Raw genomic sequence first — 25,217 nt, forward strand, 5'->3', positions numbered from 1 at the left:
ATTGTCAGACGATGTAAGTGCGTACTGGTTCGCTAGGTTGGCCCTCGGTGGCACGCCAGGATCCGTTGTTAAACTCGATGACGGCCTCGGAGAGGGTTTGTTGGATCGGGTGCAATGTCACACCGAGCGTGTCGGCGCCGTTGTCGGCGATGGTGATGTCTCCGGCATTGATGGTTTCCAGCAGGGGTAGCAGCAGGGCGGGGTTGCCTCCGTTGAAGGTGGTGAGTGCTTTTGAGGCGACAGGTGGGACGTCGAACGGTGTCGGCACGAATAGGCGGCGAAGGTTCATGTGTGCGGCCAACCGTCGCAGCAGTGTGTTCCATGACATGAGTTCGGGGCCGCCGATACGCAGGCGCCGTCCGCCGATGTCGGGGTGGGTTGCCGCCGCGATGAGACAGGCGAACACGTCGCGGGCATCCATCGGCTGGGTGACGTGGTGCCGCCACGGCGGCAGTGGGACGACCGGGCTGGCGGCCAGTAGGTTGAGTAGTACGCGGAAGGAACGGCTGCGCGCGGTCACGATCGTGAACGCCCCGACGGCCACGGATTCTGGAGTCGCCGCGGTGAGAATGTCCTCCACTTCCAGGCGGCTGCGCACGTGTGCTGAGGTGTGGCCTGCCTGCGCAATGGGTGGCACGCCGAAGTAGATCACCCGGCGAACGCCGGCTTTGCGGGCTGCAGTAGCAAAATTGTGTGCGATCAGTCGGTCGCGGGCGGCGAATCCGTCCGTGTTGCCCTGCTCGAGGCTGTGGATCATGAAGTACGCGATCTCAACTCCGTCCAGGGCGCGGTCGAGGTCTTCGGGTCTGGTGGCGTCACCGCCAATGACCGGGATGTCGACTCCAACGCGTTCAGGAGCGCGGGACAGCCCAATGACGTCATGACCGGCGGCCACGAGATGCGGGGCGAAGTGGCCGCCGAGGCCGGTGATTCCGGTGACGAGGATTCTCAATGTTCTGCTCCGAAGAATGTGTTGAGGTAACCGATCAATTCGTCAGGGCGTTCCTCGGCGATGAAGTGGCCACACGCCGGCAGATTCACCAGTTCCATGTTGGGTGCATAGCGGCGGTACGCGTCGGAAAGCCGTTGAGTGAGTGGGTCGTTGGCTCCGTTGAGGTGCAGGACAGGAACGGTGAGGGTGAGATTCTTTGCGTAGCGCCAGAAGTACGGCACCTCCCGGGCAATGACGTTGCGGTAGTACTGTTTCGTGGCAGTTAGAGTGTGGGGTTGGCGCATGGAACTGCAGTAGATTTCGGTCTCCGCAGGGGTGAATGCGCCGACGTGACGCCATGTGTGTAGTGAGGTTCGCGGTACCTGCAACAAGGTGTTGTTGATCGATCCGAGCGCGGCGGCGGTGTAGACATGCCAGGGCCGCCATATTGCGCGGGGATGTAGCCCGATCGCTGTCCAGGGATGCAGTCCGGCCAGAGGCATGAGCTTGGTGATTCGGCGCGGATGATCCAGACCCAGCTGGTAGGCGATCGCGGCGCCCCAGTCATGTCCCACGACGCCGGCCTGGTCGATGCCCAGCGCGTCCATGACGTCGATGATGTCGGTGGCTAGGCGTCGCAGACTCCAGTCGCCGCCGGTGGCGGCCGACCAGCCCAGCCCACGCACGTCGGGGCATATCACCCGGAACCGGCCGGCAAGTGCACCGAGGACGGCACGCCACGCATACCAATGCTGAGGCCAGCCGTGGACGAGGACCAGCGGATCCCCGGCGCCGGCTTCAGCGACATGAACCTCACAGCCGTCTCTGGTGGTCACGTACCGATGGGAGGTGCCGTCGACGTGCGGCATGGGCAGCATGTCGACCGCGGCGTGGTCGTTCCATGCGTCAGACACGAACGCCTCGTGATCGACCGGCGCTGCGGGGTTGGAAACCGATGAGTGCGGTCATCAGCGCACCGGATCCGTCGGGTTCGGTTGATCGCCGGTCGCGGTATCGGCATGTGCCGAGGTGTGGCCGAGCAGTGGGCCCCAGGCATGCAGGATCACCTCGTCGGTGAGGGGCTCATGGGATGCGAGGTAGTCGCTGTAGGAGCTCAGCGCCCGACGGGCAGCCGCGGTGGTCAAGGTGCGGATGGTACTCGCCGCCTCTCGGCCCAGCCCAGCCGTCGACGGTCGGGTGCCGGCGTCGTAGACAGCCCGCTTGACTTCGCGAGTGAGGGCTGGCGACCGGCCGGCGAGGCGTTCGGCGGTCTCCGTTGCGGTGGCGAGCAGTTGACCGCGGGACCGGACGTGCTGCACGAGACGTAGCTGCTCGGCGTCGGTGGCGGTGAGCCAACGCCCTTCCAGCAGTAGCTCGATCGCGACACCGGATCCGACGGTCCGGGTGAGTCGTTGTGTCCCGCTTGCGCCGGCCAGTATCTCCAAACCGGACTCGACCAGCCCAATCTTGGTGTCATCAGCCATGATCCTGATGTCGCAGGCCAGCGCGAAGATCGCCCCCATGCCCAACGCCATCCCGTTGATCGCGGTGATCACCACCTGATCGAGCCGGGACAGCCGATCCAGGGCGGCGTAGGTCCGGGCTAGAAACAGGGTGTCGCGTGCGGCGGTACGTGACAGCACCGCATCCACGTGACGGCTTTTGACGGCCAAACGAGCCATCGCCGCCACAGCGCGAGCCGGGCGATATCCGATCTCCCACGGAACCGTCGACGCGCCCGCCAACAGGGAGGGAACGTGAAAGTGCGTGAGATAGGTCGAATCGGTGCCGGTGAACACCACGGCCCGCACCGTAGAATCTCGTTGCAGCGCACGGGTGAGGGCATCCAGCTCGATGCTCATCTGCTCGTCGAAGAAGTGTCGGGGCGGGTGGTTGAACGTCACAGTCAACACTGAACCCGCCTGCCGGGTGATCAGGCGCCTGCCAGAGTTCTGAGCCAAGCGCTGTGTGATGTCGCCGACCGTGTTTCCCCGCGGCCGCCGTCCGGGCGCGGTCATGCGATGCGCTCGGTGCGATGCTCGGTCGCCCACGATTGAGCGATGTGGGTGGTCAGTTCCACGGCGTGCTGCACAGTGGTCCAGTTGACGTTGAACACGGTGTCAGATGGACGGTGCAGGTTACTGATCCAGCCGTCCTCAACAGACAGCAGCGATATCGTCGGTAGCCCTGCCACAGTCATGACAGCGGCGTCGGTGGCGTTAGGGATCGTGATTTCTTCGATCGGGAGGCCGAGTTCGGCCGCAGCGTCACGAGCTCGGGTCACCGCTGAACGATCGGATCGGTTGGTCAGAGCCTCGCGCCGGGCCACACCCAGGGGCCCGTTGCTGCCCACGGCGTCGAGATTGATCGCCAGTGTGGTGGCGGGGTCGAGTTGGCGGCGGGTCTTGTGCAGCCAGTCGCGGATGCCGCCGTTGGTGGCTTCCTCGGCACCGGGGAACACCACGAGCACGGTGGTGTCGGGCAGCGGGTTGCGCGCCAGTTGGTGGGCCACTTCGAGCACGGCGGCCACCCCGGAGGCGTTGTCGTTGGCCCCGGGGGCCGTTCGGCTCCGCATGGACTGCACCATCAGAGCTGCACTGCCGGCTATCACGCCACCTGCGATTGCCCGGACTCGTCGTGACGGGACGGCCGTTGCCGCCAGCGCAGCCAGGGGCAGCGCATGGCTGGGCAGGGCGCGCCCGGTGGACTTGACCAGCTGTCGACTCGCGGCCACCGCCTGCGGATGCCACACCATTCCCATGTGGGCGGCATCGTGGTGAGCCACGAGCACCACGACCCGTTTGGATTGTCCCTCGGCGGGGATGCGCGCATACACCGATGTGCCGGTACGGGCCGGTAGTACGCGTTTGGCCCACCTGATTCGCCCAGAGACTTCGAGCTCGTATGCGGCGGCGACGGCCGCCCCGGCCACACGGGCAGCGGGGTGTGACAGCACAGCCAGATCAGCACCTAACGCCAGATATGCCAAATGGGCTGGAACCCAGGATGATTGGGTACGGAAGCTGGACAGTGTGATGTCTTTGGCGCCGACTTCGGCCAACCGTCCGGCGAGGAAACGGGCCGATTCTCGTTCACCCGATCCCACGGTGCGACGGTCGAAACTGACCAGTGTCTCGACGTCCTGACGAAGCCGGGTCAACGCATCGTCGGGCAGCGACGGGCCCTCCAAGACCGTTGCCTGCTCATTGGTTTGGGCGAGATTGTGTTCGGTCACCGCCGCGTTCCTTTCTTCGATCGTGTGCCCGTCGCGGCCGGTGTCGCGGCAACGAAGGAGGCGAGTTCACGCGCCAGGGTGTCGGGTTGGTCTTCACTGACGAACGTGTAGGCGTCGGTCACCTCGACCAACCGTGCGTCCGGCAGAATCTGCACCCACCGCTCGGCGTGGGCGAACGGGAAATAGGGTGCGCGCCGCGGCCACACCAAGAGCACGGGTTTGTCGAACATCCGCAGCTTCTCCGCCGCCGCCAGGGTGTCGCGGTGATCGATGGTAGCCAGGAATCGCGCGATGTCGCGACGAACACCCCGACTGGTCACCAGCGGGCGGATCCACGCCGCCGTGATGTCGTCAGGAACCCCGTGTTTGGCCAGCGTGCCGTACACCAACCGACGCGCCATACGCGACCGCAGCGGCTGGACGCCGATGGCCATCACGCCGGGAACGCGGGCTGCGTACTGCAGCAACCGAATCGAGAGCGGCAGGAAGTTGTCGAACGAGTCACACGGCGTCAACACGACCCGCCCGACCCGATCACACCCATCCGCCAGGAGCAGTTGCACGATCGCCCCGCCGGTGTCAGTGGCCACCAGAGTGACATCACGCAGGTCCAGCGCCTCCAGAAACTCGCCGATCAGCGCCGCCACCCCCATCGGGGACATGTTCGCGCCCTTGTTCATCGCGACGGTGTGCGCCCCCAACGGCAGATCAAGGGCTATGAAGCGTAATCCCACTGCCGTCAGCGGCGATTCGAGCTTGCGCCAGACCGCCGAGTCGACGAACACGCCGTGGATGAACACCACAGGCGGGCCGTCGCCGCCGCTGTCGCGGTAGCGGATTCGGCCGCCCGATAAGCCAACGTCACACGTCGCTGCCATAGCACCTCCCATTAGAAGAGTATCACTCTGTTACAGATCTCTATTCGGCGAGTATGCTCGGCTCTATGAGTGACGTCAAGCCCCGACGCCGTGACATCAGCGCAGCCCTCACCCGCACCGCCGTACTCGATTCGGCACGCGCACTGTTCGTCACCAAGGGGTTCGACGCCACCTCCATTGACGAAATCGCGCGCGCCTCCCAATCCAGCAATGGCGCTGTCTACCACCACTTTCGGGACAAACAGGAGATCTTCGCCGAGGTGTTCCGCACCAGTCAGGCCGCCATCCTGCAGACCGCGGTGGCGGCCATGCCGACCGGCACCACAGCCTGGGGCCGAGTGGAATCGGCAACGCGCGCGTTCCTGCGCAGTTACGTCGCCGACCGGGATGCACGCGTCCTGCTCGGACAAGCGATCCGAGTGCTGGGCTGGGACCGCGTCCATCAAATGGACGAAGAAATGTCGCTGCCGCTGATCCGGGCCACCCTCACCGAGGCCATCCAAAACGGCGAAGCCACATCACTTCCGGTCGACGCGGCCGCCGACCTGCTGTTCAGCCTCTACTGCAACGCCATCCTCATCATCGCCGCCCGCTCCGACCCGGACCAAGCCGCCGCCGATGTCGAAACGGTCATATTCACTCTTCTCGCTGGGATTCGAGCACAGCCCAACCGAGGTTGACCGATTCGGACGATGCGGTAACGCAGGGCTCGACGGCAGCCGCCAGAACAGTCGGCCCCGAGCCGCCGCTCGAAAGGATCAGCAGCCGACCGAGGAATAACAGTGGTCGGGGAACCATTGTTCGCTGGCTTGGGCAATCGCCGCGGCGGAACACGAACGTCAGGTCGTTCAGGCCGGTCGGGTCCACGCAATTGGTAGCGGATGGGGCTATACGTCAGGTCGACGATATGGATGGGCATCGCTCACTCCTCACCAGTCGCCAAGGCAACCCGAGCGATTTCGAGAATCAACATCGCTGATGGTGGTAGACCGAAGGTGGACCTGAAGGTACGGCTGAGATGGGCAGAATCGCTGAACCCCGCGTCAGCCGCGGCTCGCGTCAGGTCGTGTCCGTCGGCCACGCATTCGACGGCACGCAGCAGGCGCAGCCACAGTGCGTAGCGCCGGAACGGAATACCGACCTCGCGGGTGAACAGGTGGGTGAGCCGGGACGACGAGACCGCCGCTCGGGCCGCGGCCTCGACAAGCGTCGGGGAGTTCGAGAGTTCCTGGTCGAGGTAGGTCAGGGCCCGTTGAACGCGCGGGGAAATCTCGGGCAGCTTGTCGGGCGTCGCGTCAAGTTTCTCCAGGATGCTGTCGACCAGGTGCACAACGTCAATGTCGGGGTCGGCCAGATCGAGGTGGGCGAGCGTGAGACCGAGTTCCTGTCCCTGAAGGTCGTCGGCCCAGGAGTCGAGGAGATGGCCGGTCTCGCTGTGGGGGTCCAGCCAGATCACGAGGGCCGGTCCCTCGATGTCGACCGCATGCTCGGTGTCCCGAGGAATGATCGCCGACCAGAGTCGGCGGGTCGTCTCACCCAGCGACAGGGTGATCTCCCCGTCGAGCGCGACGACGAGCTGTACCGCATGATGCGAGTGCGATGAGGATGTGCTCCCGTTCCCGGCGTACACGATCATCCGCTTGTCCGGCAGGAGCCACAACCGGCCGTACCACTGCTCGGCTGGTGCTCGGTCGTCCGTCTCGATCATTGCGGCACCGGTGCGTTGAGGAGACGATGCACGGCGCCGAGACCGCGCACGTCGCCACGCATGGCGTGTTCAGCGGCGTCGATGATGGCCAGCTCGTGCTTCACCACGTAGTCGAAGAAGGCCTGCTCGGGCGTGCCGGCGTAGTGGTGGGCGAGGCGCTTAAAGGCAGGAAGGTAGCGACCGGTGCCCTGCCGAAGCAGTCGCCAGCTGAGCGCGTCCGGCAGCATTCTGACGCCCAGACCAGCCGTTGTCCCGGCTGCGGTGGCCAGCTTCTGGGTGGGTGCCAGGTCGACGGCGGTGCGGGACAGAAACGCCTGGACTCCGTCGTTGGTGCGCACCTCTAGTTCTGTCAGGGCTCTCCAGGCGTCGCGGTGCGCGTCGCTCGACGCGTGCTTGGCAGCCGTGCCGAAGAAGGCCATGCCGAGCGTCTCGGACTCGACCAGGCGGTGCAGGTCGCGACGAATCGGGGCGGGAACACTTACGGTCACGATAGGTCCTCACTCGGTCGGGCGTGGTCCGCGGTCAATGCGCGATTCGCTTCGCTTTCATCCTCACGCATCGACGTCAGTGTCGGCTTGAAGAATCCGGTCGCCGAACGGTCCCGAGGTGGAATGCCGCTCCTGCAGCCTCCGCCCACACCCGGCCCAGCCACAGGCGTCGGATTGCTCCGCTGCCGAATCGAATCACGAACCGAAAGGCGCCGAACAACCGCCGGGTGGCGCTACTGGCCACCGAGTTCGATCATTGATCCGTCGACCAACGTGTGGTTCAGAGTCCGCCCCGACGTCGCGATCGTGGATTGGTAGGACGGCGACGCGGACACCGCGGAACCCTAAGTTCCCGCGCAGCGACCAAGCCCGACAGCCCCGCGCCCACCACGAAGACATCGCATTCTTTCTGGGCGGGCACCGGGTCACCGATCCTGCGCAGTGGACGACTCCATATGCTCGGGAGGGAACGTGATTTCCTCGGGCGCGCAGGAACCCTCTGGCCGGAATGGGTACGCCATCTGGGGCAGGTAGGCCGAGGGGTAGTCGGGATGTGCCGCCATGCCGAGGTCGTCGGTCGTGAAGACTCGAGACGCGTCATACGAGTACGTCCGATATAGGTGGTCCCACACGAGGGTGAAGAGTCCGAAGTTCACATCGCCGATGCCGGCCCACTTCAAGTGATGGAACCGGTGTCCCTCGTTGAGCGCCAGGATCGAGCGCAGTGGCCCCACCCGGTAGTCGGCGTTCGAATGCTGGAGCAGAAGCTGGACGGCCACGCAGAACGCCAACGCAGTGGCGACACCGAGTGGCATGCCGAGCAAGAGCAAGGGAGCCACGCCCACCGACGTTTCAAGCGTTTGGTGCAGGGGGTGCTTCATGAAGCCGTTGAACCCGTAGAAGCGCTTCACGCTGTGGTGGACGGCATGGAAGCGCCACAGCACACCGATCTTGTGGCTCGCGAGATGCACGGTGGTGATGCCGAAGTCGGCCACAATGATCGCGCCCAGCAATTGGAGGACGAACGGCCAGCCGTTCGGCCACCAGCCCGCTCCCGGGATGAGGACCGTGAGCACCGGAACCGCAGCGACGCTGACCAAAGCCAGCGATTCGTTGACGAACGCATGCAGGGCGTCGCGCAGCGAGTCGCCCTCCAGATCTCGATTCCACACGTCGTCATACGGGATGAGTCGCTCGGCTGCGAAGGAGAGCCCCACAGCAACGGCCAATAGCGCCAAGAGCCAGATCTTGTGCGTGCCCTGGGTGACGAGCCAGACGGCAAGGCCGTTGATGCCGAGCAGCATGAGGGGGATGTACCCGTAGCGGGTGGCGACTTTGATCATGCGTCGATGGTGGTGGTCGGTGTAGGTAGCGCGCTTGAACTCATCTGCTCTTCCCGTTCCGGCCGTGACTCTTGGCCGAAGAAGTGGGTGACGCATTCGTTGAACTCGTCGGGCGCCTCGATCATCGGCACATGGCCAACGCTGGGTATGAGGTGGACGTTCTCCACGGCACGGTTGGATGCCACCAAGAGGTGCACGTCGTCCAGCGGGCAGATGGTGTCGCGCTCGCCGTGGATCACGAGGATGGGCTGACGCACACCTGCCAGCGCTGGCTGAGGGTCGTACCCGAACCACTTCCGCAAGGTCGGCCACGCCCCCGGTGCTCCGGCGCCATCGAGCATCCCGGTCATATCCTCGATACTGAGGGCGGCCGGACGGAACACGTAGGCCCGCAGTGCGAGCCACCGCGCCGACGACATGGCAAGGATGAGACGGCGCGCCAACCAGGGTGGTCGCAACACGGCAGTGAGAGCCTCCACGAGGAAGGTGGCCACCTGGGGGTTGCGTGACAAGATGCGCCACGGGTGGCGGGACAGTCCGAGCACCGAGGTGACCGGACTGTCACTTAGCACGAGTCGGTCAACCCGGCCGGGGTAGTGGGTCGCCAGTTCGCAGGCCAGCAGCGTTCCCATCGAGTGGCCCACGAGATCGCACTGGGCGATGTCCATGGGATCGAGGAACGCGACGATGTTCGCGAGCTGCTCACCCGGTCCATGTGAGATCGGGTTCTCCGGCTTTCCGAAGCCAGGCAGGTCGAGAGCAATCATCCAATGGGTTGTGGCGAGCGCCGGAATCGTGTGCTGATCCACACCTTCCACGACGACGCGAAGCCGTGGATCAGCACGCACGTGCGCTCGCCGTCGCCTGCCTCGACGTAGGCGATGCGTCGCCCGTTGACTTCCAGGTCACGGCACTGGAGAGGTGGCTCACCCATGGCTGGTCTTGAGCTCGGAGTAGATCTTGCTCAGGGCCGCGGTCAGCCCACCGGTGTCCTCGAGCATCGCCATGTGGCCGGTGTCGAGCACGTGCTGGTCAGCCAGGCGCGGCCCGAACGACTCCAGATCCACGCGGGGCGCGATGCGGTCGGCTGCGCCATTGATCGCGTAGAGCGGGGGGAAGGCAGAAGCATCGATGTCGTCCCAGGCGCCAAGTCGGCCGAGGGCTCGGGCGGTGGGTAGAGCGCCAGGGGCTCCGGCACCGCTCATCAACATCAGGGCGGTGTCCGGGTCTAGCGTCGCGGGAAACTGCACGAACGGCCACAGTGTCAGGGCTCGACCGAGGCGGGACTTGGCAAGTACCTTCGTGAGGGCCTGAGGAAGGCGCGTGGCGACCGAGATCAGTTCGATCACCGTGGTGAAGGCGGTCATGGGGGCGACTCGCCAGGGTCGAAGGCGCCCTCCGAGGGTCGCCGTGAAGTTCTGGACCGTGCCGCACAGCAGTACGACTCCATGCACTCGCCCGGCGTCGGCCGCGGCATAGCGCAGGCCAATGGGGCCCCCCATGGAATGGCCGACGAAGAGCACCTCACCGACCTGTGCATGGTCGAGGACGGCGTTGACCGAGTCGACGAGGTCGTTGATGGTGACGGCACCGCGAATCGGGGTGCTGGTCCCGAACCCCGGCAGATCGAGTGCGATCACTCGCGAGGAGGTCCACTGCTCCATCAGAGCCGCGAAGTGCTCGCGGCTTCCGCCCAACCCATGAACGAGCACAAGAACGAGTCCACCGGTGTCGCCAGCGTGAGGTTGATCGCTGTATTCGACCCAGCCGTCACGCCACGGTGCTCGGTGATGGATGGCGATATTCATATCTACGAGTGTGGTCAGCCAGGACCGTGGCTGGCTTGAACGTTGCACGTATACGACGGCGTCAGTGGGAGTGAGCTTCCCCTGTGGTGGCCGTGACCCAGGCGGTGTTGAACAACACCATCATGCCCAAGGGCCGACTCGCCGGTGACGTCGACTCCAACCCTCAATTGGAGTTCAATGGCGCCTTCACGGCCAAGAATCTGGGTGCCTTGGTGCCGGCGGACATGAAAACTGCCCGCTGGCGGACATGAAAATGCCCATTCGCGGCCAATAGTCAGCATCTAGGCGTAAGTCAGCGGCGGCTGCAAAGAGCTGTCGGTGCTTGGTCCGCAGGAGGCTGTCCGAGGCTAGGTCGGCGTACACATGCCGCCTGCCGTTCGGACTGCCGGTTTTGCACTGCCACCACTTCGCCTACTTCCACGACACGTTGAAGCGCTCGGCCGCTCGGGCCGGCGGCCAGCCGCGATCGACGAAGAGACGCGCCCGCCGCAGGCGGTGGCACGGAGTAAGCGCAGCGTTTGCGTGGGACACGCATGCCGCCTAAGTGCGGACCGAGGCGCAGCGATACCGCCGCCGATCCGGATTGAGGAACGCAGGCTTGACGACCCATCGCTGCCAATGCAACCATACAGACAGTATGTATTGATAGGAGTTATGATGACCAAGACAGTTCAATCACCCGACAAGCGATCGGCGACTGTGCCCGATGCAGAGCGATTCGCGGCGGATGCGGAGCGCATGACCAACGGCGTGCTGCTCGATGAGTGGCTGATGATCTACCGCGATGACGCGGTGGCGGAATGGATAGCTGATGGCGTCATCCAGCGGCATGTGGGGATCGATGAGATCAGCCGAGCGGCGCGGGTGCTGGCGGGAGTCTGGCGTGACGAGAATCTGCGGGTAACCAAGACCGTGGAGGCCGTCACCTCCGACACCATCGTGTTGACGTGGAATGGCGGCTTTCGAGACGGAAACAAGCAGTTCGGCACCGAGTTCTGGACGTTCGCCGACGACGGCAAGGTGATCAACCACCGGATGTACGCGTACCTGGACCTGCGGCCGCAGAACTCGCTCAAGAGCTACATCCGCCTGCTTGTCACGTCTCCGCGGGTGGCGCTCAGTTTCACGCGCCATCGGGGTCTCACAAAGGGCCGAGGAGGCGCGGCATGAACCGATTCTCCGCGGTGGGCGTGGCCTACTACGCGGGCCTGGGCGTCATCGCGCTCGTGCGCCCTTCTGTGCCGCCCGGGATGTTCGGAGGACGAGCCGACACGACGGACGCTCAAGTGGAGGTCCGGGCCGTATACGGCGGTCTTCCCTTGGCATTCGCGGGTCTCCTGGCGGCATCACCGGCAGCTGCCCCCGCCGTAGCAGTTGCGACCGCAGGCATGGCCGTCGTCCGGGCCGGTGGCTGGCTGGCCGAAGGTCGAAGAGTGACCAGCATCACCAAGCTGGCGCTCGCGGCCGAGGTCGCTGTCGCGGCCGCAATAGCCGCAGGAATGCGCGGCACCACGGCCCGAGCCGGCGGGTGACTGCGGTGACCACGTTCTCGGAGCGCCCCAGCGGCGTGGCGCTGCGTGCGGTCGCCACGTGCTTGCTCACCGTCCTCGGTGCGTACTTCGTCATTCAGGGCGCCCTGATGACGATCGCGCCGCCGTGGTTCTTCGAATACGTCGGCCCGTACGGCGAAGCGAACAGCCACTACATCAGGGACAACGGCGCGATGTCGCTGGCGATCGGCATCGGCGCCCTGTTGACCATCGTTCGTCCGCAGGCCCGTCAGTTGATGCTGATCGTCATCACCGTGCAGTTCTGGCTCCACACCGTGAGCCACCTCATCGATGTGGGAAACGCCGAGCCGTACCTCTATGGACCGGTCGAGCTGGTCCTGCTCGTCCTGACAGCGATCGCCCTCGCGGCGGTCAGTGCGCTGTATCCGCGCAGCTTCCAACCGAGCAACGCAAGCATTGAGCAAGGAGTGTGACCGTGATGAGGGAGAACTGTGATGTCGTGGTCGTCGGCGCCGGCATCTCGGGCCTGGTGGCAGCCAAGCGGCTGACCGACTCCGGCCTCGACGCCGTCGTCCTTGAGGCCAGAGACAGGGTGGGCGGCCGAACGCTGAACCACGTCCTGGCGACCGGGGATGTCGTTGAGCTAGGCGGGCAGTGGATCGGCCCCGGCCAAGACCACATCCACGCCTTGGTGCAGGAGCTGGGTCTGGAGACCTTCCCGACCTACGACTCCGGACAACGCATCCTCGAAACACCGGAGCGTCTGAGCAAGTACCGGGGCCTGATCCCGCACGTGAGCCCCGCCGCGTTGGTCGACGTCGGACTGGCTCAACGGCGCCTGACCAAAATGTCGCGTGAAGTATCGCCGCACGCACCCTGGGACTCACCGCGCGCCGAGGAGTGGGACTCGCAAACGGTGTGGTCATGGATGCAGGCCACCATGCGTACAGCACGCGGCCGGGAGCTGCTGCAGCTCGCCATTCGGGTCGTGTATGCCTTCGAGCCGGCAGACACCTCGTTGTTGCACCTGCTCACGCTCATCCACGCCGCGGGAAGCCTGGAGATCGCTGCGCGGACCAGCGGGGGTGCCCAACAGGACCGGATCGTCGGCGGTTCGCAGCGCGTCTCGCAGCTGCTCGCCGACGGCCTCGGCGGTCGGATACGACTCCAATCGCCCGTGCGCCGCATCGAGCACCGGCACGACACCGTCACCGTCTTCACCGACACCGACGAGTTCCATGCCCGCTCGGTGATCGTGGCGTTGCCGCCAACGCTGACCGGACGCATCGAGTTCGACCCGCCGCTTCCGGGCATCCGAGACCAACTGACCCAGCGGATGCCGCAAGGCACCGCGCTCAAGTGCATGGCCGTCTATGACCGCCCCTGGTGGCGCGAACAGGGGCTCAGCGGGCAGACCGTCAGCCTGGTCGGACCCGTGAGCGCAACGTTCGACAACTCGCCGCCCACCACGACCCGAAGTGACGGTCCCGGCGTACTGCTGGGATTCGTCGAGGCTCGCCATGCCCGCATGCTCGGACAACTGTCCGAACACGAACGTCGGCACGCCGTCATCACCTGCTTCGAGCGCGTGCTCGGTGATCAGGCCGGTGGCTTCACCGCCTACGTCGAGAGCGACTGGACCGAGGACCCGTGGACGCGAGGCTGCTACATGGGCTACCTCACACCGGGTGGCCTCACCTCCCACGGCCCATCGCTGCGCCGGCCGATCGGCAGAATCCACTGGGCGGGCGCCGAGACGGCAACCCGCTGGATCGGATTCATGGACGGCGCCGTGAGTGCCGGCGAACGCGCGGCCAACGACGTTCGCCGCTGCCTCCAGCGGGAAGACCTCAAGGCAGAGGCGGTCTCATGATCGTCCACGGCGCTGTGATCTTGCTGATTGGTCTCGTGGCCGGCCTGCCTTACGGGCAGTCGATCCGCACCGGTGTCTCAGAACCTCGCCAACGAGCCTGGTCCGCCGCGCACACCGGCCTGACCGGCACCGGGGTCATGCTCATCGCCCTCGGCGCTGTAGCGCGTGGTTGGGGCATGGACGGGCAACTTGGTCATGCCACCACCTTGAGCCTGATCGCCTCTGGATACGGCTTCGTCTTCGCAATGGTCCTCGCCGCGTGCACGGGAAAACGAGGCCTGACCGCGGCCATGCCGATCGCGAACCTCGCTGTCGCAGCCGGTTACGTGTTCAGCGTGACGACCGTCCTCATCGGTGCTGGCGGATTCCTCGTTCTAGCCTGGGAGAACACGTGACCATCGTCACCGAGTACGGCATCGTGCCCACGCTGCTGCTGGTGGGCGTTGCCTTGATCAACCTGGCGCCCGGTGCGGCATGCTTTCTGCCTGCGCCACGCTTGGCCTCTGCTTACGGACTCTCTGACCTGTCACAAGCTGACCGCGACCTGGTGTCGCTGCTCCGGCATCGGGCCGTGATGCTCGGCATCGTCGGCGGCGTCCTGCTGGCCGCGGTCGTGCTCGGCGCCGAACTGCTGCTGCCCATGGCGGCCGCTGCGGTGAGCATGATCAGCTTCGTGCTGTTGGTGTTGCCGATATCCGATCTGCATGTTCGATTGCGTCGGGTGGCTGCGGTCGACCTCGTGGGAATCTTCATGCTGGGCGTCGCCGTGATCATGATGGCCTTCGCCGGTGGTTGATGTTGCCGGTCGCTCGGGCGCTAGAGTCCTCGTGGAGGTTTCGTGACTGAGATGGCCCAGGAAGACCGACGTGCTCGACGCAGCGCAGAGACACGGCGGGCGCTTGTTGCAGCCGCTCGGAACCTGTTCGTCGAGCGCGGCTATACGGCTGTCTCCACCGGCGACATCGCCGATGCTGCGGGAGTGACCCGCAACTCGATCTACTACCACTTCCCCAACAAGGAGTCGATCTTCCGCGCAGTTTACGAGGACGTCGAGGCCGAGCTTGCGAGTCGTGTGATTCCCGCAGCGCTTGCGGAACCAACCGCTCAGCGTCAGATCGAGGTGGCCTGCAAGGTGTTCCTCGACGGGTGCCTCGACCCGGCGGTAGCACGCGTGAGCGTCCTGGAGGCTCCCGGCGTCCTCGGCTTCGAGCAGATGCGCGAGATCGACAACGACAACTACCTCGGTGTCCTCCGCCAAGGCATCCGAGCCGCCATCGCATCCGGCGAAGTCGTAGCGCTGCCCGCCGACACACTCGCATCGATGCTGATCGGCGCACTCGACGAGGCGGCCCTCCTGATCGCCACCGCGACGGACCGCGACCAAGCACGTAAGGACGCCGGCAACGTGGCGCGCGCGCTCATCAACGGCTTGTTCACTGCCTGAGCTCAATAGCCAGCCAGCCGACAAGGGCGTGTCTGACAGTTGTTTCAGGTGTAGCGCCTGAAACTTGAGGGATGTCGCGGTTCCAGTTGCTTTCGGATGTTCAGTGGTCGTTGATCGAGGATCTGTTGCCGGCGCGGACGGGCAAGAAGGGCAGGCCTTTTCGCGATGCGCACGCCGCCGGCGCCTGGGATGTCGTGCTGGCGCGGTTGCTAGCCGCCGCCGAGGAGGCCGGGATCATCGACTGGGCCGTAACGGTGGACTCCACCATCGCCTGCGTCCGTCAGCACGCCACGAACAGCACCCGTGACACACAGGGGGGCTGTGCCGAATTACACGAATCTGCGCATCGAGCTGCCTGACCATGGCTTTGGCCGTTCCCGTGGCGGTTTGACCAGCAAGATTCATCACCTCGTCGACGGCCGCGGGCGGCCCTTGGTGGTGCTCCTCGGCGCCGGAGTCGCCGAGGCCAAAGAAGTGCTTAGCTCTCCGGCTCTACCAAGGCGCGGATCGTTGACCCCCGCCTGCCGGGTGATCAGGCGCCTGCCAGAGTTCTGAGCCAAGCGCTGTGTGGTGTCGCCGACCGTGTTTCCCCGCGGCCGCCGTCCGGGCGCGGTCATGCGATGCGCTCGGTGCGATGCTCGGTCGCCCACGATTGAGCGATGTGGGTGGTCAACTCGACGGCGTGCTGCACGGTGGTCCAGTTGACGTTGGCGACGGTGTCAGATGGACGGTGCAGGTTGCTGATCCAGCCGTCCTCAACAGACAGTAGCGATATCGTCGGTAGCCCTGCCACAGTCATGACGGCGGGGAACGGGCCGTTCGCACGATGGCTGCGCTCCACGAGGCCGCCACCACTGCGGTCCGTAGCGGCTGTGCCCGAGGGCAAACACCGTCACATCTCAGACCGGCACCACCAGATCCAACCCCTTTTAGCGGGAACACTCACGACTCGAACCGTTCCCGCCAAGGGAAAGTCCAGCCACATCACCTAATCGGGAACATCGATACACACCTGAACCCGACCCCAGATAAACCGTATCGACAGCTGCCCCGTTACCCTCCTCGTCCCAGACGCTGAACTGCTTGTCAATGAGGTTCTCATCGGCTACATCGTCGATCCTGGGGTACAAGGGAAGTCCCCAGCGCTGCCACACGAATTTCTCGATGGCCTCGCGGACATTCTCGGTCAGGAGGTTGAGCTTCACGATGTGTCGCTCCGATGCTGTGTCGGCGACCAGGGCGCCTCGGCGAGGACCTTGCACCGAAATGTAGGAACCCGGTGCGAAATAGGCAGTTTCGGTGATGGTGTGGGAGTCTGATCGCGCGGTGGCCTGCAACTCGTCGCCGACTGGCCGCGTGAGGACAGCTTTGAGCCGCCCGTCGGGTAGGAATTCCACACGGGTGAAGCGTGCGCGGCTGCCGTCGGCGAAACACACTAGAGCGTCATCGAAAGTCGTTGGCTCCGTGGATGTATGACTGGAATCGACGTTGTCCGTCAATGTTCCCCCTCTTAATTGGTGAGCACGATCAAATGGCGTTCAAGGATGGCGGTAGGGCGATCTCGGCCGCGTCTACGACGGTGGAGACGGCGATGCGCATGTCATCGAGGGTGACGGTGCGGATCGCGTCGAGGTCGGCGGTGGCCAGGTCGATACTGCTGTCTTCGATGAGGCGGTGCTTCATTTTTCCCGTGGCTCTGTCCAGCACATTGCGCACGAACCGGCCGTTGTTGGCGATGTCGGCCAGTGTGAATCCTGCGGTGTCGGGGTCTCCGAAGCCCCCCTCAGATGCGGGAGTGGCGCACAGCCACGCCGCGATACGCGCGAAGTGCTCGCGGGCGTCCTCGGCGAGCGTCACTTTGGATGAACGTGCGAATACGTCGGCGATCTCCACAAGCTCTGTGGGACTGTAGGAGTCGAATTCCAGTCGGTGCGGGAAGCGGCCGCGCAGTCCAGGATTGGCGGACATCATGTACTTCATCGGCTGGGCGTAGCCGGCCAGGAAGATGATGGTGTCTCGTCGGTGGTCTTCGGCGAAGGTCATGATCGTGTCCAGTGCAATTCGGCCGAAGTCACGCTCGAGGTCCTCTTTGAACAGGGTGGGTGCCTCGTCGATGAACAGTGCTCGGCCGAGTGCCTCGTTGAGAACCTTGGAGGTCTTTTCTTCGGTGGCGCCGATGTGTGCCCCGACCAGATCTTGACGTTTCACCTCGATGAACCCGGGGTCGTCGAGGATTCCCAGCCCGAAGTACATCCGGCACATGATGCGCGCGATGGATGTCTTGGCGGTCCCGGGCGGGCCGGTCAGGACCGTATGCAGCGATCCCTGGCTGTCGCTGGTGTCGATGCCGCGCTGGGCGAGAATCTGGTCGTAGCGCTGTATGTTTCGCAGTTCGAGCACGTGGGCTTTGACGTTGCGCAACCCGACGAGGTTCATCAGATCGGCCTCAGCCTCAGCCAGGATGGTTTCAGCGGCCTGCTGTTGTTGTTTGCGTTTCAGGTCCGCTTGGCTGGGGCCGGAGTCCGGATTCCAACGATCCACGCGCGCGGCAATTGCCTCGGCGGTGGTGACGATGGGTCCGTAGGTTTGGTCACGCAGTGCTTGCTGTGCACCCGGCAGGAGCTGGCCGTCCACGCGGGCAGACTGGAGATGGGTTCGTGCGGCGGGTTCGTCGTTGAGGCTGCGGTGGCACAATCCCTGGTAGAAGTGGGCGTCAGCGATGATGGCAGGCACGCTGGGGTCGGCACCGCCGTCGGTCAGTGGCGCCAGCAGGGCCAGTGCCGATTCAAATTGGCCGAGGCTTGTGTGTGCGATGCCGGCGAGCAGCGCAATGGCGTCATCGAGGACGCTGGGTCGCTCGTTGTGGGTCCGTGAACTCCAGGCCACTACATCGGTCCACCGGCGGGTGACGAAATGCAGTGTGGTGCCTACAAAGGTGTGCACCACTGTCTGGCGGGGTTCAACTGATAGGTCGATGTCGTCGAGTGTCTTCTCAGCGGAGTCGTATTCACCAGCGGAGATCAACGCCACGGCGTGGGCCAATGCCAGCCCGACCGGCGTCGTCGGATACAAGTCGAGGTAGCCAGCGGGTGCGGGCACCACCGGGCACAGCGCCCTGTCGTCCAGCCCAATCCGCCTGGTCTCGCGGTGCAGCGTGGAGCTGGTGTGCAGCGCCGTGCGCAGCGTTGAGACTGACACGTCGCCTGCCGCAGCGCGTCCCACCCATGCGTCGCACATGCCCGGATCGGCTTCGGTAGCGCGCTCGAACGCGCGCAACGCTGTCGCGGGATCAGGCTGTCCGCCGTCCCCTAGCAGGCCCAGAGCTGCGATTCCCTGATCCAGGTAATCGCGGGCGTATTCCGATGCGTTCACTTCTGGTCACCTTTGCGCTTCGCTGGAGTGTTGGTGCCTGGTGGCCGGCGCAGCGTCCCCAATTCTAGGGCCGCTCCGTTAGCGCTGGACTCGTCAGTTCGGTGCCGCTCGATCGGCGGGGCTTCGACGCCGGTGGGTACAACGTCGCGGGCACCGGACCGATCCCCGTCATGTCGCGAACGTCGCGCCGCTGACTGCCGCGATCCGAAGGTCTCGTGCTCACCCGCGGGCTGCGAGGTGCCTTCGGTTGGGTGATGGCGGTCGGGATCGCGCCGGTCGGGTCCCGAGGATGCCTGCGGACGTTCGGGCGCCGGACCTGACGACGACGCCGGTTTGCGTTCCTGCTTGTTCTCTTTGTGCTTGCGGACCGCATGCACCGTCGCGCCGACAGCGGCTGCTGGAAGTGCCACCTCCGGGGCTAGGACCTTGGTAGCCGTACCGGCCGCGGCCCGCGTGCCTGTTGCGGCGGCGGCGGACTCCGCTGCGCCGGCCCCGCTCGCAGCTCCCTGGACTGCTGTGCGGGGAAGTAACCGCTCGCTGACCCACTTTCTGCTCACCCGGGTGTTAGGCCGCGGCTTGAATGTGTCGAATCCTGGCGCTGAAGACGCGGATTCGCTGGCGGCTGCCTCGCTCGCGTCGCCGTCCTCGCCGCCTTGGCGGCCGAAGCGCTTGCGTGCCTTGCCGAACATTCCGCGTGCCTCGTCGACGCCGTCGCGAGCCTTGTTGTAGTGGTCCCGCGATCTGTCGGCTAGTCCACCGGCGGCGCCGCGAATGGTGTGGCCGATCGTGCCGATGCCGTCGGTATGGAACTGTTTTTCGATGAAGCGGAACAGCACGAGCGCTACGACGGCCGCCAGCATGACGATCAACATTCGCGGCATCACGCTGATGGTGCCCGTGCCCAGCGTAGTGGTGGTCAGCGCGAAGCCCAACCACACCATCACGATTCCGAGAAACGCGGTATAGACGGCGAGCTCGACAGCGTGCAGGAGGAGCTGCCAGGCGCTGTGCTTGGCGTAGGCCATGGCTCGGTCTGCGAGTCCACTCATCCCGACCATGAACGCGGGCCCGACAACAGTGCCGAAGTAGGTGGCCTTCAACCCCACCAGGAAGTTGGTGATTGAGACGTACCAGAGGAATATCGACAGGCCCAGGCCGGCGCAGCAGAACAGGAGCGCTGGAACGAAGTCTCCCCCGCCCAGCTGCTGAGCATGTGCCAATGCCTGCGGGGCGCCGCATCCACCCTGGTTGATGCCGCGCATGGCCCATGCTGGTCCAGGGCCAGCGCCGTTGGCTGACATCACCGCACGAGACCAGGCGTCGGCGCATCCTCCGATGTCGTCGATGACCATGCCAAAGTTGACGACCTGCACGGGATGGCGGACTCCGGAGGTAATCAGTTCACCGATCAGGGCATTCTGTTGTGCGTCGAGGGATTGGCCTGGGGCATATGGGTGCCCACGGGTCGCTTGGGCGATCGCGAAACCGGTTTCGCGGCCCATCGCGAGAAGGCCGTGCTCGCTGTAGAGTTCGCCGATCGGGTCGGCGAACACAGTGAGCAGCAGGACGGTGAACAGGGCGCCGGTGCCGATCAAGGCCCAACCCCGGCCTGCTCGTCCCCGCAGAATGTGAAGGCCGCCGATCACCACGCACAATGTCACCGTGATGGGTCCCAGGTAGAGCTGATTGGCCACGGTGGTAACGGCGTTGTAGACGGGCCGTGCGATAGAGGCGATCAGCACCAGCCACTTGGTGGACAGTGCAAAACGCAGCAGCCACAAGCTGGTTCCCACCATGAAGATGTAGATGCCGACAGTGCTGGTGATCCACCACGCCGCGGTGGAGTGGGTCAGCCCGGTTTGGAGGACCTCGGCAGTCCACTTCATCCAGCTGACCGGATCCAGCAGTGAAATTTCCTGACCGTTATTGAGAGCGGCTTCGGGTGTGCTGACCATGGACACGAAGTAGGCGGCGATCGGCACGCCGTAGCTGTCTCGAATACCCGTCCAGCCCAGAGCTGCCGCCCCGGCTGAGGCGGTCGCAGCTGGAGCGTTGACGACCGACCACAGCGCCAGGGTGTGCACGATGGTGATGACGGTCGCGATGCGTCGGGCTTTGGGATTGCTGGCCCACCAGTAGGCCAGCCGATCGGTGCGGGGCGCCGTGGTCATGCTGCCGCCTCATCGTTGTCAACGTCCACAAGAGGTGTGCTGTCGAAGTCGGCGGCCAGTTCGGCAAGGGGTGCGCCGAAGAATTTCGCGCGGGCGAACCGGCGGAACTCGTCGACGATGAACCCTTCTCCGCGGCGGTGAGGGTCGACGTAGCCGATCTCGTCGTCGTCACCGGTCAGACTGGTGTTTGCCGGGCTGGTGTCCTCGGTGTAGGACTGCAGCACATCCGGGTACTGGGTGGGGTCGATACCGGCCCATGCCAGCGTCTGCTCGGCCAGGTCGGGATCAGTGAGGCGAAACAGCCATTTCTGGGTGATGAACTTGTCGCCCATGCGTGCCAGATGGCGGAAGTCCTGAGTGATCAGGGTAATGCCGGTCGCATGCTTGCGGCCTTGCGTTGTGATGCGTTGTGCGGCACGGGCGCCGGGTGGGTAGGCGAGCAGTTCGGCGCACTCTTCGAAAATCATGCTGCCGTACACGTCGCGTCGCTGGAAGAGTTGGTGTTGTTCGAGGTCGACGATGAGGCCGTACATCGCCATGCCGGCGACCTGTCGGGTGGTCAGGTCTAACCCTGCCCCGCCCTTCATGGCCGATTGAATCTCGTCGGCGTTCGGCAGCGCGAGGTTGCGGGTGAGCCAGATCGTCACCTGAGAGTCGCCAGTCAAATACGGCTGGCGTGTCGGATCAAATAGCGCCTGGGTGTAGTACGAGGAGGCTGCGGCTTCCAGCAGGATCAGTAATTCGTTGTCATGCGGATTGGGTTGTCTGCGTAGGTATTCGATGAGGTCGCGCATGCGTCGGATGCCGTTGGCTTCCCGGTTGTCTGGGCGCAGGGCCACCTCGAACTCGGCGCGCAGCCGACTGCGAGCGTCGACTCCGATCATGGGCAGAACATGATCGGCGGCTCGTGACCCTGCCTCTTCATAGGGGAAGATGATCAGCGGGTCGAGCGACATGTCCGATTTGGTTGGATCAATCACGCGGACGACATCGTCGCCAGCGCCGCGAAACGCTTTGGCCCATTCCCCGTGTACCCCAGGGTCGAAGATGCGCAGCTGTGCCCGTCGGATCATCAGCTCGAAGGCAGATAGCTTGGTTCGATTGGACTTTCCGGATCCGGGCTCCCCCACGACGCCGAGCCCGGTGTTGTGATCCCTGCGCGCGCATCCCTCCGGATCGTGCAGGATGATGCTCTGGCGGGATGTGTTCTGGTTCAGTGCGAGTGGACTTCCGGTCGAGTTACCGCAGGCATCGCTGACAAATGGCAGAAACCTCGACCAGCGGTGCGCGGTTGTGGGATTGCGGAACTGGTCGATCGGGCTGGAGATTTCGCTGCCGGGGTTGAACGATTTCCACAGAACACGGTGCGAACCGCGCCGCCGGCTAAAGGCGATCGACACCGAGTCGAGCTCTTGGCGAAGCTGCTTGACCGCATCCTCGACGACATCGAGCGATTCAGCACCGATCGCGATGATCGTTGAGCTGTCAACTTCACGCTCAGTCGGATTGCCGTTGAGCTCACCCGAATAATCCATCGTGCTGTCGAGCTTTTCTTTGAGTTTCTCGTCATCGGCCTCGTCGCGTCGTGCCGCACGCTGACGTCGCTGATCGCGAATGTTCTTGGCGTTGCGCCGGTTAGCGGTAAGCGCTTGATCGGGCTTGGCCACATTGACGTGCTGTAGCCAGTCGATGACAGCAGGCGTCTCGACGTTGTCAAGAGCCCGAAGATAGGCTGCACGAGGAAACCGCAGGCCGTACCTGGGGAACGATTCGACAGACAGCAGCGCCTGATAGCTGACCGGTCCGATCAAATTCTGGTTCTCGTCGAGCTCCTGCACCCGCAGGACCGACCGGCGACTGGGCCACCAGCGCCGCAACCGTTCTCGGCTTGCGCTCTCATCGAAATCCCAACGGCCAAACATGAAGCCGGCCAACTCATCCGGGCCCGATCTGGCATCCGGCAGTGGCTCTGTAAACACACCGCGCAGTGTGTTGTGACGGTGATGCCACAGAATCTGGGACGGGGTAGCCGCGGTGAAGTGGAACTCGTCAGGCAGCGCCGAGACGATCTCGCTAGCCAGCGCCGCGTAGCCGTGAACCGACTCCTCAGAGTCCGGGTCACGGCCAATGAGCCAGGTGGCGAGCTTTTGGACCTTGCCGACGGCGGTACGGCCAAGCCGGCCCGCGTCGACCGGCATGGTCATCCAGAACAAGCGATCCTGCGGCCCGATCCCCTCGCCCGTCTGTAGAGGATCAGCGACGATCGGTGTCCATGCTTCGCGCGAATACACCGCCCACGACGACTGCTCGCCATGACGTCCAACAACCTTGTCGAGGATCGCTGCCTGGTCGGCGTCAGCGACCAATCCATACAGCAGGCTGCCCGAGGCCAGGTTACGGCCCAAATTGCGGTGCGAGGTCGCTGCGCGCTCGAAGCTCGGCATCGGACGCAGCGTCGTGGCCAACCCGTGCACGAGGTAGTCGGCGTATACACCCGAGTTCGTGAACCGCAGGTTGCCGACAACCCTCGTCGGTGGATCCAGGGTGGGATCAACGCGAACCACTGTGTCTCCTCGTTGATGGACTCGGACGTACTGACCGGCCTCTCGGTGACCGTTTCGAGGCCTCCCGCGTGCGCACCGACGTCGCTACCGGCCGACACAGCACCGCATTGACGAAGAACTGTGTGCGGGTCAGCAAATCGGGACGCGCCTTGGGCAGAAGAAACCGCAAGGTGACTACTAAGAGAAACGTGCTCAGTGAAGTGATACCGAGAACCATCAACAGATGGGGCGACTGCTGGTTGTGACGTACCCACAACAGCGTTGGCGTCATGATGATGGCGATGACGGCAAGCTCAGGCCAGCGGTACGGACCGCCCGGGAGCTGGTTGCCTTGCGAGGACTCCCCCGCCCAGATGGGAACGTCTCGGATACCGGTGTAGATGCGTGCGTTGTCGCCCGAACTCGGGGCTGTTGGCTTGGTCATTATCCGGCGTAGATGCTGGGAGTGTAGCCAGTCCGGTCACGGACCTCCTGCACACCCATGTCGCGGAATGCGACTGCGTTGTAGATCAATACCGAGAACAGGATCCCGCCGAAGAACGTGGCGATACCGGCGCCGATACCGACCTTCCATGAGGTTCTGAGCCCGATAATGATGCCCAGGGCCATGGCCCCGAGCCCGCCCAGAATCACCACGTAGCTGAACATCTCTTGGCCGAGTCCTATGATCCCGCCTGCGGCCTGAACGTTGGCGTCCATCGTGACTAATCTCCTTTTTCTTTTGCTGATCTGGGTTGCGACGTTTCTGGGATGACGACCCGTTGGCCGAGGAATGCGACGAGGACCAGCTGCGCGCAGACCATGGCCACCAGTAGCGATCGATCCAAATTTGGCCGTGCTTCAACTGCCCGGAGCGTCTCGCCGGCCACCGACCCGATCATGTTCATGGGGTGCAGGCCTCCTCTACTTGCCGGTGCCGTTGGCGCTGGGCGTCGGTGGCTCGGGGTCGGACTCGGCCAGCGCAGGGACCGCATCCAGTGCCGCGACAAACCAGCTCCCGCCGGTCGCGCGAATGGTGAGCGGATAGGACAGGTCATAGGGGGTGTAATCGGCGGACCGCGCCGACACAGTCACCCGCACAGACAATGTGGTGTTATCCGGTGCATCGTCTGGCGGATTGGTGATCGCCTGCACGCCGGTAACAGTGGCGCTGGCGTAAGGATTCTTGACAGGTCTCAGGCGGGAGTCGGTTGTGATGTAGCGATCGAGACTTCCGGTGGGCCGGCATGGCACCTGCGTCCCTTCGCCGGTTCCACCGACGCAGGGATTATTCGATAGATAGGCGCCGATGAATCCGGCCAGCATCACAGCTAGCGGATGTGTGGAGGGAATGTTGACCGGATAGCCCAATTCGACATCGACTCCGGCGGGAGGCTCGTCAACGTAGGCCAGATTGTCCAGGGCGCGTACGGCATCCCCGCCATACACTCCGACGGGGATCTGGTAATACAGCCGGACCGGTGAGGCGCTCGGATATGCCTGAGTCGTCACCCCGACCAACACGCCGTAAGTCCGCAGATTAGCGCGATCGGGCCCGTGACGCCGAGCGTATGCCGACGGATTGCTGACCATCATGGATGGTGTTGAGGGCACCGTCAGTTTGGCTGCGTTGGGAAAGCACCGCGACAAGTCGGTACCTTGGGCGCTAGCAGCGGTGAGATACGTTGTCACGCAGTCAATCGCGAACGATTTCACCAAGTCCGAGGAATTGATCGTCTTATCAGCAATCTCGGCGATCGGCGGTGGCGGATCAGGAAGCACCCAGCCCAGTACGGTGTTGGCCCCGCTAATTGACGACGTCACTATCAGAACGCCCAGAATGATGCGGCCTGCGCCGCGCGTGCCGACGTTCAGCCGCCGCTTCCAGACCTTGTTGAGTTTCGGCATGGCA

General features: G+C 64.4%; 27 protein-coding genes and 2 pseudogenes. 10 read left to right on the forward strand and 19 right to left on the reverse strand.

Annotated features, from left to right (window positions below):
• Positions 1–4: 4 nt before the first annotated feature.
• From K6L26_RS30325 to K6L26_RS30345, 5 genes are all read right to left on the reverse strand, one after another.
• A complete protein-coding gene (locus K6L26_RS30325; protein WP_221853556.1) occupies positions 5–952 on the reverse strand; it encodes an NAD(P)H-binding protein in 948 nt (315 codons plus the stop codon).
• A complete protein-coding gene (locus K6L26_RS30330; RefSeq protein ID WP_221853557.1) occupies positions 949–1,845 on the reverse strand; it encodes an alpha/beta fold hydrolase in 897 nt (298 codons plus the stop codon). Before K6L26_RS30330 ends, K6L26_RS30325 begins: the two co-directional genes overlap by 4 nt.
• Before the next feature lie 54 nt (positions 1,846–1,899).
• Positions 1,900–2,835, reverse strand: a complete 936-nt coding sequence (locus K6L26_RS30335; RefSeq protein ID WP_221853558.1) for an enoyl-CoA hydratase/isomerase family protein — start codon at positions 2,833–2,835, stop codon at positions 1,900–1,902.
• Positions 2,836–2,945: 110 nt separating this feature from the next.
• Positions 2,946–4,166 (reverse strand): M20/M25/M40 family metallo-hydrolase, encoded by a 1,221-nt coding sequence (locus K6L26_RS30340; protein WP_221853559.1) that lies wholly within the window; start codon positions 4,164–4,166, stop codon positions 2,946–2,948.
• The gene (locus K6L26_RS30345) at positions 4,163–5,044 is read right to left on the reverse strand and encodes an alpha/beta fold hydrolase (RefSeq protein ID WP_245008802.1); all 882 of its coding nucleotides are present in this window, start codon (positions 5,042–5,044) and stop codon (positions 4,163–4,165) included. Before K6L26_RS30345 ends, K6L26_RS30340 begins: the two co-directional genes overlap by 4 nt.
• Before the next feature lie 65 nt (positions 5,045–5,109).
• Here K6L26_RS30345 and K6L26_RS30350 point away from each other — a divergent pair, with 65 nt between their 5' ends.
• Positions 5,110–5,724 (forward strand): TetR/AcrR family transcriptional regulator, encoded by a 615-nt coding sequence (locus K6L26_RS30350; protein ID WP_245008803.1) that lies wholly within the window; start codon positions 5,110–5,112, stop codon positions 5,722–5,724.
• A 242-nt stretch (positions 5,725–5,966) separates the two neighbouring features.
• Here K6L26_RS30350 and K6L26_RS30355 read toward each other — a convergent pair whose 3' ends face one another.
• The 6 genes from K6L26_RS30355 to K6L26_RS30380 form a co-directional block, all read right to left on the reverse strand.
• Positions 5,967–6,752 carry a helix-turn-helix domain-containing protein gene (locus tag K6L26_RS30355; protein ID WP_221853561.1) on the reverse strand — a complete coding sequence of 262 codons (786 nt, stop codon included), beginning with the start codon at positions 6,750–6,752 and terminating at the stop codon, positions 5,967–5,969.
• Positions 6,749–7,240: a hypothetical protein gene (locus K6L26_RS30360; RefSeq protein WP_221853562.1), complete on the reverse strand. Its 492-nt coding sequence runs from the start codon at positions 7,238–7,240 to the stop codon at positions 6,749–6,751. The genes K6L26_RS30355 and K6L26_RS30360 overlap by 4 nt, the downstream gene beginning before the upstream one ends.
• A gap of 425 nt (positions 7,241–7,665) precedes the next feature.
• On the reverse strand, positions 7,666–8,583 hold the full coding sequence (locus K6L26_RS30365) for a sterol desaturase family protein (RefSeq protein ID WP_221853563.1): 918 nt from the start codon (positions 8,581–8,583) through the stop codon (positions 7,666–7,668).
• The gene (locus tag K6L26_RS30370) at positions 8,580–9,350 is read right to left on the reverse strand and encodes an alpha/beta fold hydrolase (protein ID WP_221853564.1); all 771 of its coding nucleotides are present in this window, start codon (positions 9,348–9,350) and stop codon (positions 8,580–8,582) included. Before K6L26_RS30370 ends, K6L26_RS30365 begins: the two co-directional genes overlap by 4 nt.
• Positions 9,347–9,517, reverse strand: a complete 171-nt coding sequence (locus K6L26_RS30375; protein WP_221853565.1) for an alpha/beta fold hydrolase — start codon at positions 9,515–9,517, stop codon at positions 9,347–9,349. Before K6L26_RS30375 ends, K6L26_RS30370 begins: the two co-directional genes overlap by 4 nt.
• A complete protein-coding gene (locus tag K6L26_RS30380; protein WP_221853566.1) occupies positions 9,510–10,391 on the reverse strand; it encodes an alpha/beta fold hydrolase in 882 nt (293 codons plus the stop codon). Before K6L26_RS30380 ends, K6L26_RS30375 begins: the two co-directional genes overlap by 8 nt.
• Before the next feature lie 83 nt (positions 10,392–10,474).
• Here K6L26_RS30380 and K6L26_RS30385 point away from each other — a divergent pair, with 83 nt between their 5' ends.
• Positions 10,475–10,642, forward strand: coding sequence for a hypothetical protein (locus tag K6L26_RS30385; protein ID WP_221853567.1), 168 nt, complete (start codon positions 10,475–10,477; stop codon positions 10,640–10,642).
• 169 nt (positions 10,643–10,811) lie between these two features.
• Here the strand turns inward: K6L26_RS30385 and K6L26_RS30390 are convergent.
• Positions 10,812–10,922, reverse strand: a pseudogene (locus K6L26_RS30390) (IS481 family transposase); the annotation flags it as partial.
• A gap of 126 nt (positions 10,923–11,048) precedes the next feature.
• On the opposite strand from K6L26_RS30390, the gene K6L26_RS30395 reads away from it, so the two are divergent.
• The 8 genes and pseudogenes from K6L26_RS30395 to K6L26_RS30430 form a co-directional block, all read left to right on the forward strand.
• The gene (locus tag K6L26_RS30395; protein ID WP_221853568.1) at positions 11,049–11,561 is read left to right on the forward strand and encodes a nuclear transport factor 2-like protein; all 513 of its coding nucleotides are present in this window, start codon (positions 11,049–11,051) and stop codon (positions 11,559–11,561) included.
• Positions 11,558–11,923: a DUF4345 domain-containing protein gene (locus K6L26_RS30400; RefSeq protein ID WP_221853569.1), complete on the forward strand. Its 366-nt coding sequence runs from the start codon at positions 11,558–11,560 to the stop codon at positions 11,921–11,923. The genes K6L26_RS30395 and K6L26_RS30400 overlap by 4 nt, the downstream gene beginning before the upstream one ends.
• 5 nt (positions 11,924–11,928) lie before the next feature.
• Entirely contained in the window at positions 11,929–12,375 is a 447-nt protein-coding gene (locus K6L26_RS30405) for a DUF4345 family protein (protein WP_221853570.1), read from the forward strand.
• 5 nt (positions 12,376–12,380) lie between these two features.
• Entirely contained in the window at positions 12,381–13,775 is a 1,395-nt protein-coding gene (locus K6L26_RS30410; RefSeq protein ID WP_221853607.1) for a flavin monoamine oxidase family protein, read from the forward strand.
• On the forward strand, positions 13,772–14,170 hold the full coding sequence (locus K6L26_RS30415; protein ID WP_221853571.1) for a styrene oxide isomerase: 399 nt from the start codon (positions 13,772–13,774) through the stop codon (positions 14,168–14,170). The genes K6L26_RS30410 and K6L26_RS30415 overlap by 4 nt, the downstream gene beginning before the upstream one ends.
• On the forward strand, positions 14,167–14,571 hold the full coding sequence (locus tag K6L26_RS30420; protein ID WP_221853572.1) for a hypothetical protein: 405 nt from the start codon (positions 14,167–14,169) through the stop codon (positions 14,569–14,571). The genes K6L26_RS30415 and K6L26_RS30420 overlap by 4 nt, the downstream gene beginning before the upstream one ends.
• A gap of 51 nt (positions 14,572–14,622) precedes the next feature.
• Complete coding sequence (locus tag K6L26_RS30425; protein WP_245008808.1) at positions 14,623–15,219, forward strand: TetR/AcrR family transcriptional regulator; 597 nt, start codon at positions 14,623–14,625, stop codon at positions 15,217–15,219.
• A 71-nt stretch (positions 15,220–15,290) separates the two neighbouring features.
• Positions 15,291–15,693 (forward strand): annotated as a pseudogene (locus K6L26_RS30430) (hypothetical protein); the annotation flags it as partial.
• A gap of 139 nt (positions 15,694–15,832) precedes the next feature.
• On the opposite strand, the gene K6L26_RS30435 reads toward K6L26_RS30430, so the two are convergent.
• The 7 genes from K6L26_RS30435 to K6L26_RS30465 all read right to left on the reverse strand — a co-directional run bounded on the left by K6L26_RS30435 (position 15,833) and on the right by K6L26_RS30465 (position 25,213).
• A complete protein-coding gene (locus K6L26_RS30435; protein ID WP_221853575.1) occupies positions 15,833–16,018 on the reverse strand; it encodes a hypothetical protein in 186 nt (61 codons plus the stop codon).
• A gap of 130 nt (positions 16,019–16,148) precedes the next feature.
• Complete coding sequence (locus tag K6L26_RS30440; RefSeq protein WP_221853576.1) at positions 16,149–16,718, reverse strand: hypothetical protein; 570 nt, start codon at positions 16,716–16,718, stop codon at positions 16,149–16,151.
• Positions 16,719–16,746: 28 nt separating this feature from the next.
• On the reverse strand, positions 16,747–18,591 hold the full coding sequence (locus K6L26_RS30445; RefSeq protein ID WP_221853577.1) for an AAA family ATPase: 1,845 nt from the start codon (positions 18,589–18,591) through the stop codon (positions 16,747–16,749).
• Entirely contained in the window at positions 18,588–20,762 is a 2,175-nt protein-coding gene (locus K6L26_RS30450; RefSeq protein ID WP_221853578.1) for a hypothetical protein, read from the reverse strand. The genes K6L26_RS30445 and K6L26_RS30450 overlap by 4 nt, the downstream gene beginning before the upstream one ends.
• Positions 20,759–23,206 (reverse strand): ATP-binding protein, encoded by a 2,448-nt coding sequence (locus tag K6L26_RS30455; protein WP_245008804.1) that lies wholly within the window; start codon positions 23,204–23,206, stop codon positions 20,759–20,761. Before K6L26_RS30455 ends, K6L26_RS30450 begins: the two co-directional genes overlap by 4 nt.
• Before the next feature lie 543 nt (positions 23,207–23,749).
• Positions 23,750–24,025: a hypothetical protein gene (locus tag K6L26_RS30460; RefSeq protein WP_066904150.1), complete on the reverse strand. Its 276-nt coding sequence runs from the start codon at positions 24,023–24,025 to the stop codon at positions 23,750–23,752.
• 204 nt (positions 24,026–24,229) lie between these two features.
• Entirely contained in the window at positions 24,230–25,213 is a 984-nt protein-coding gene (locus K6L26_RS30465) for a conjugal transfer protein (RefSeq protein ID WP_221853580.1), read from the reverse strand.
• Between the last annotated feature and the right edge of the window lie 4 nt (positions 25,214–25,217).

The organism is Mycobacterium farcinogenes (assembly GCF_019739075.1).
GTDB classification, from domain to species: domain Bacteria; phylum Actinomycetota; class Actinomycetes; order Mycobacteriales; family Mycobacteriaceae; genus Mycobacterium; species Mycobacterium senegalense.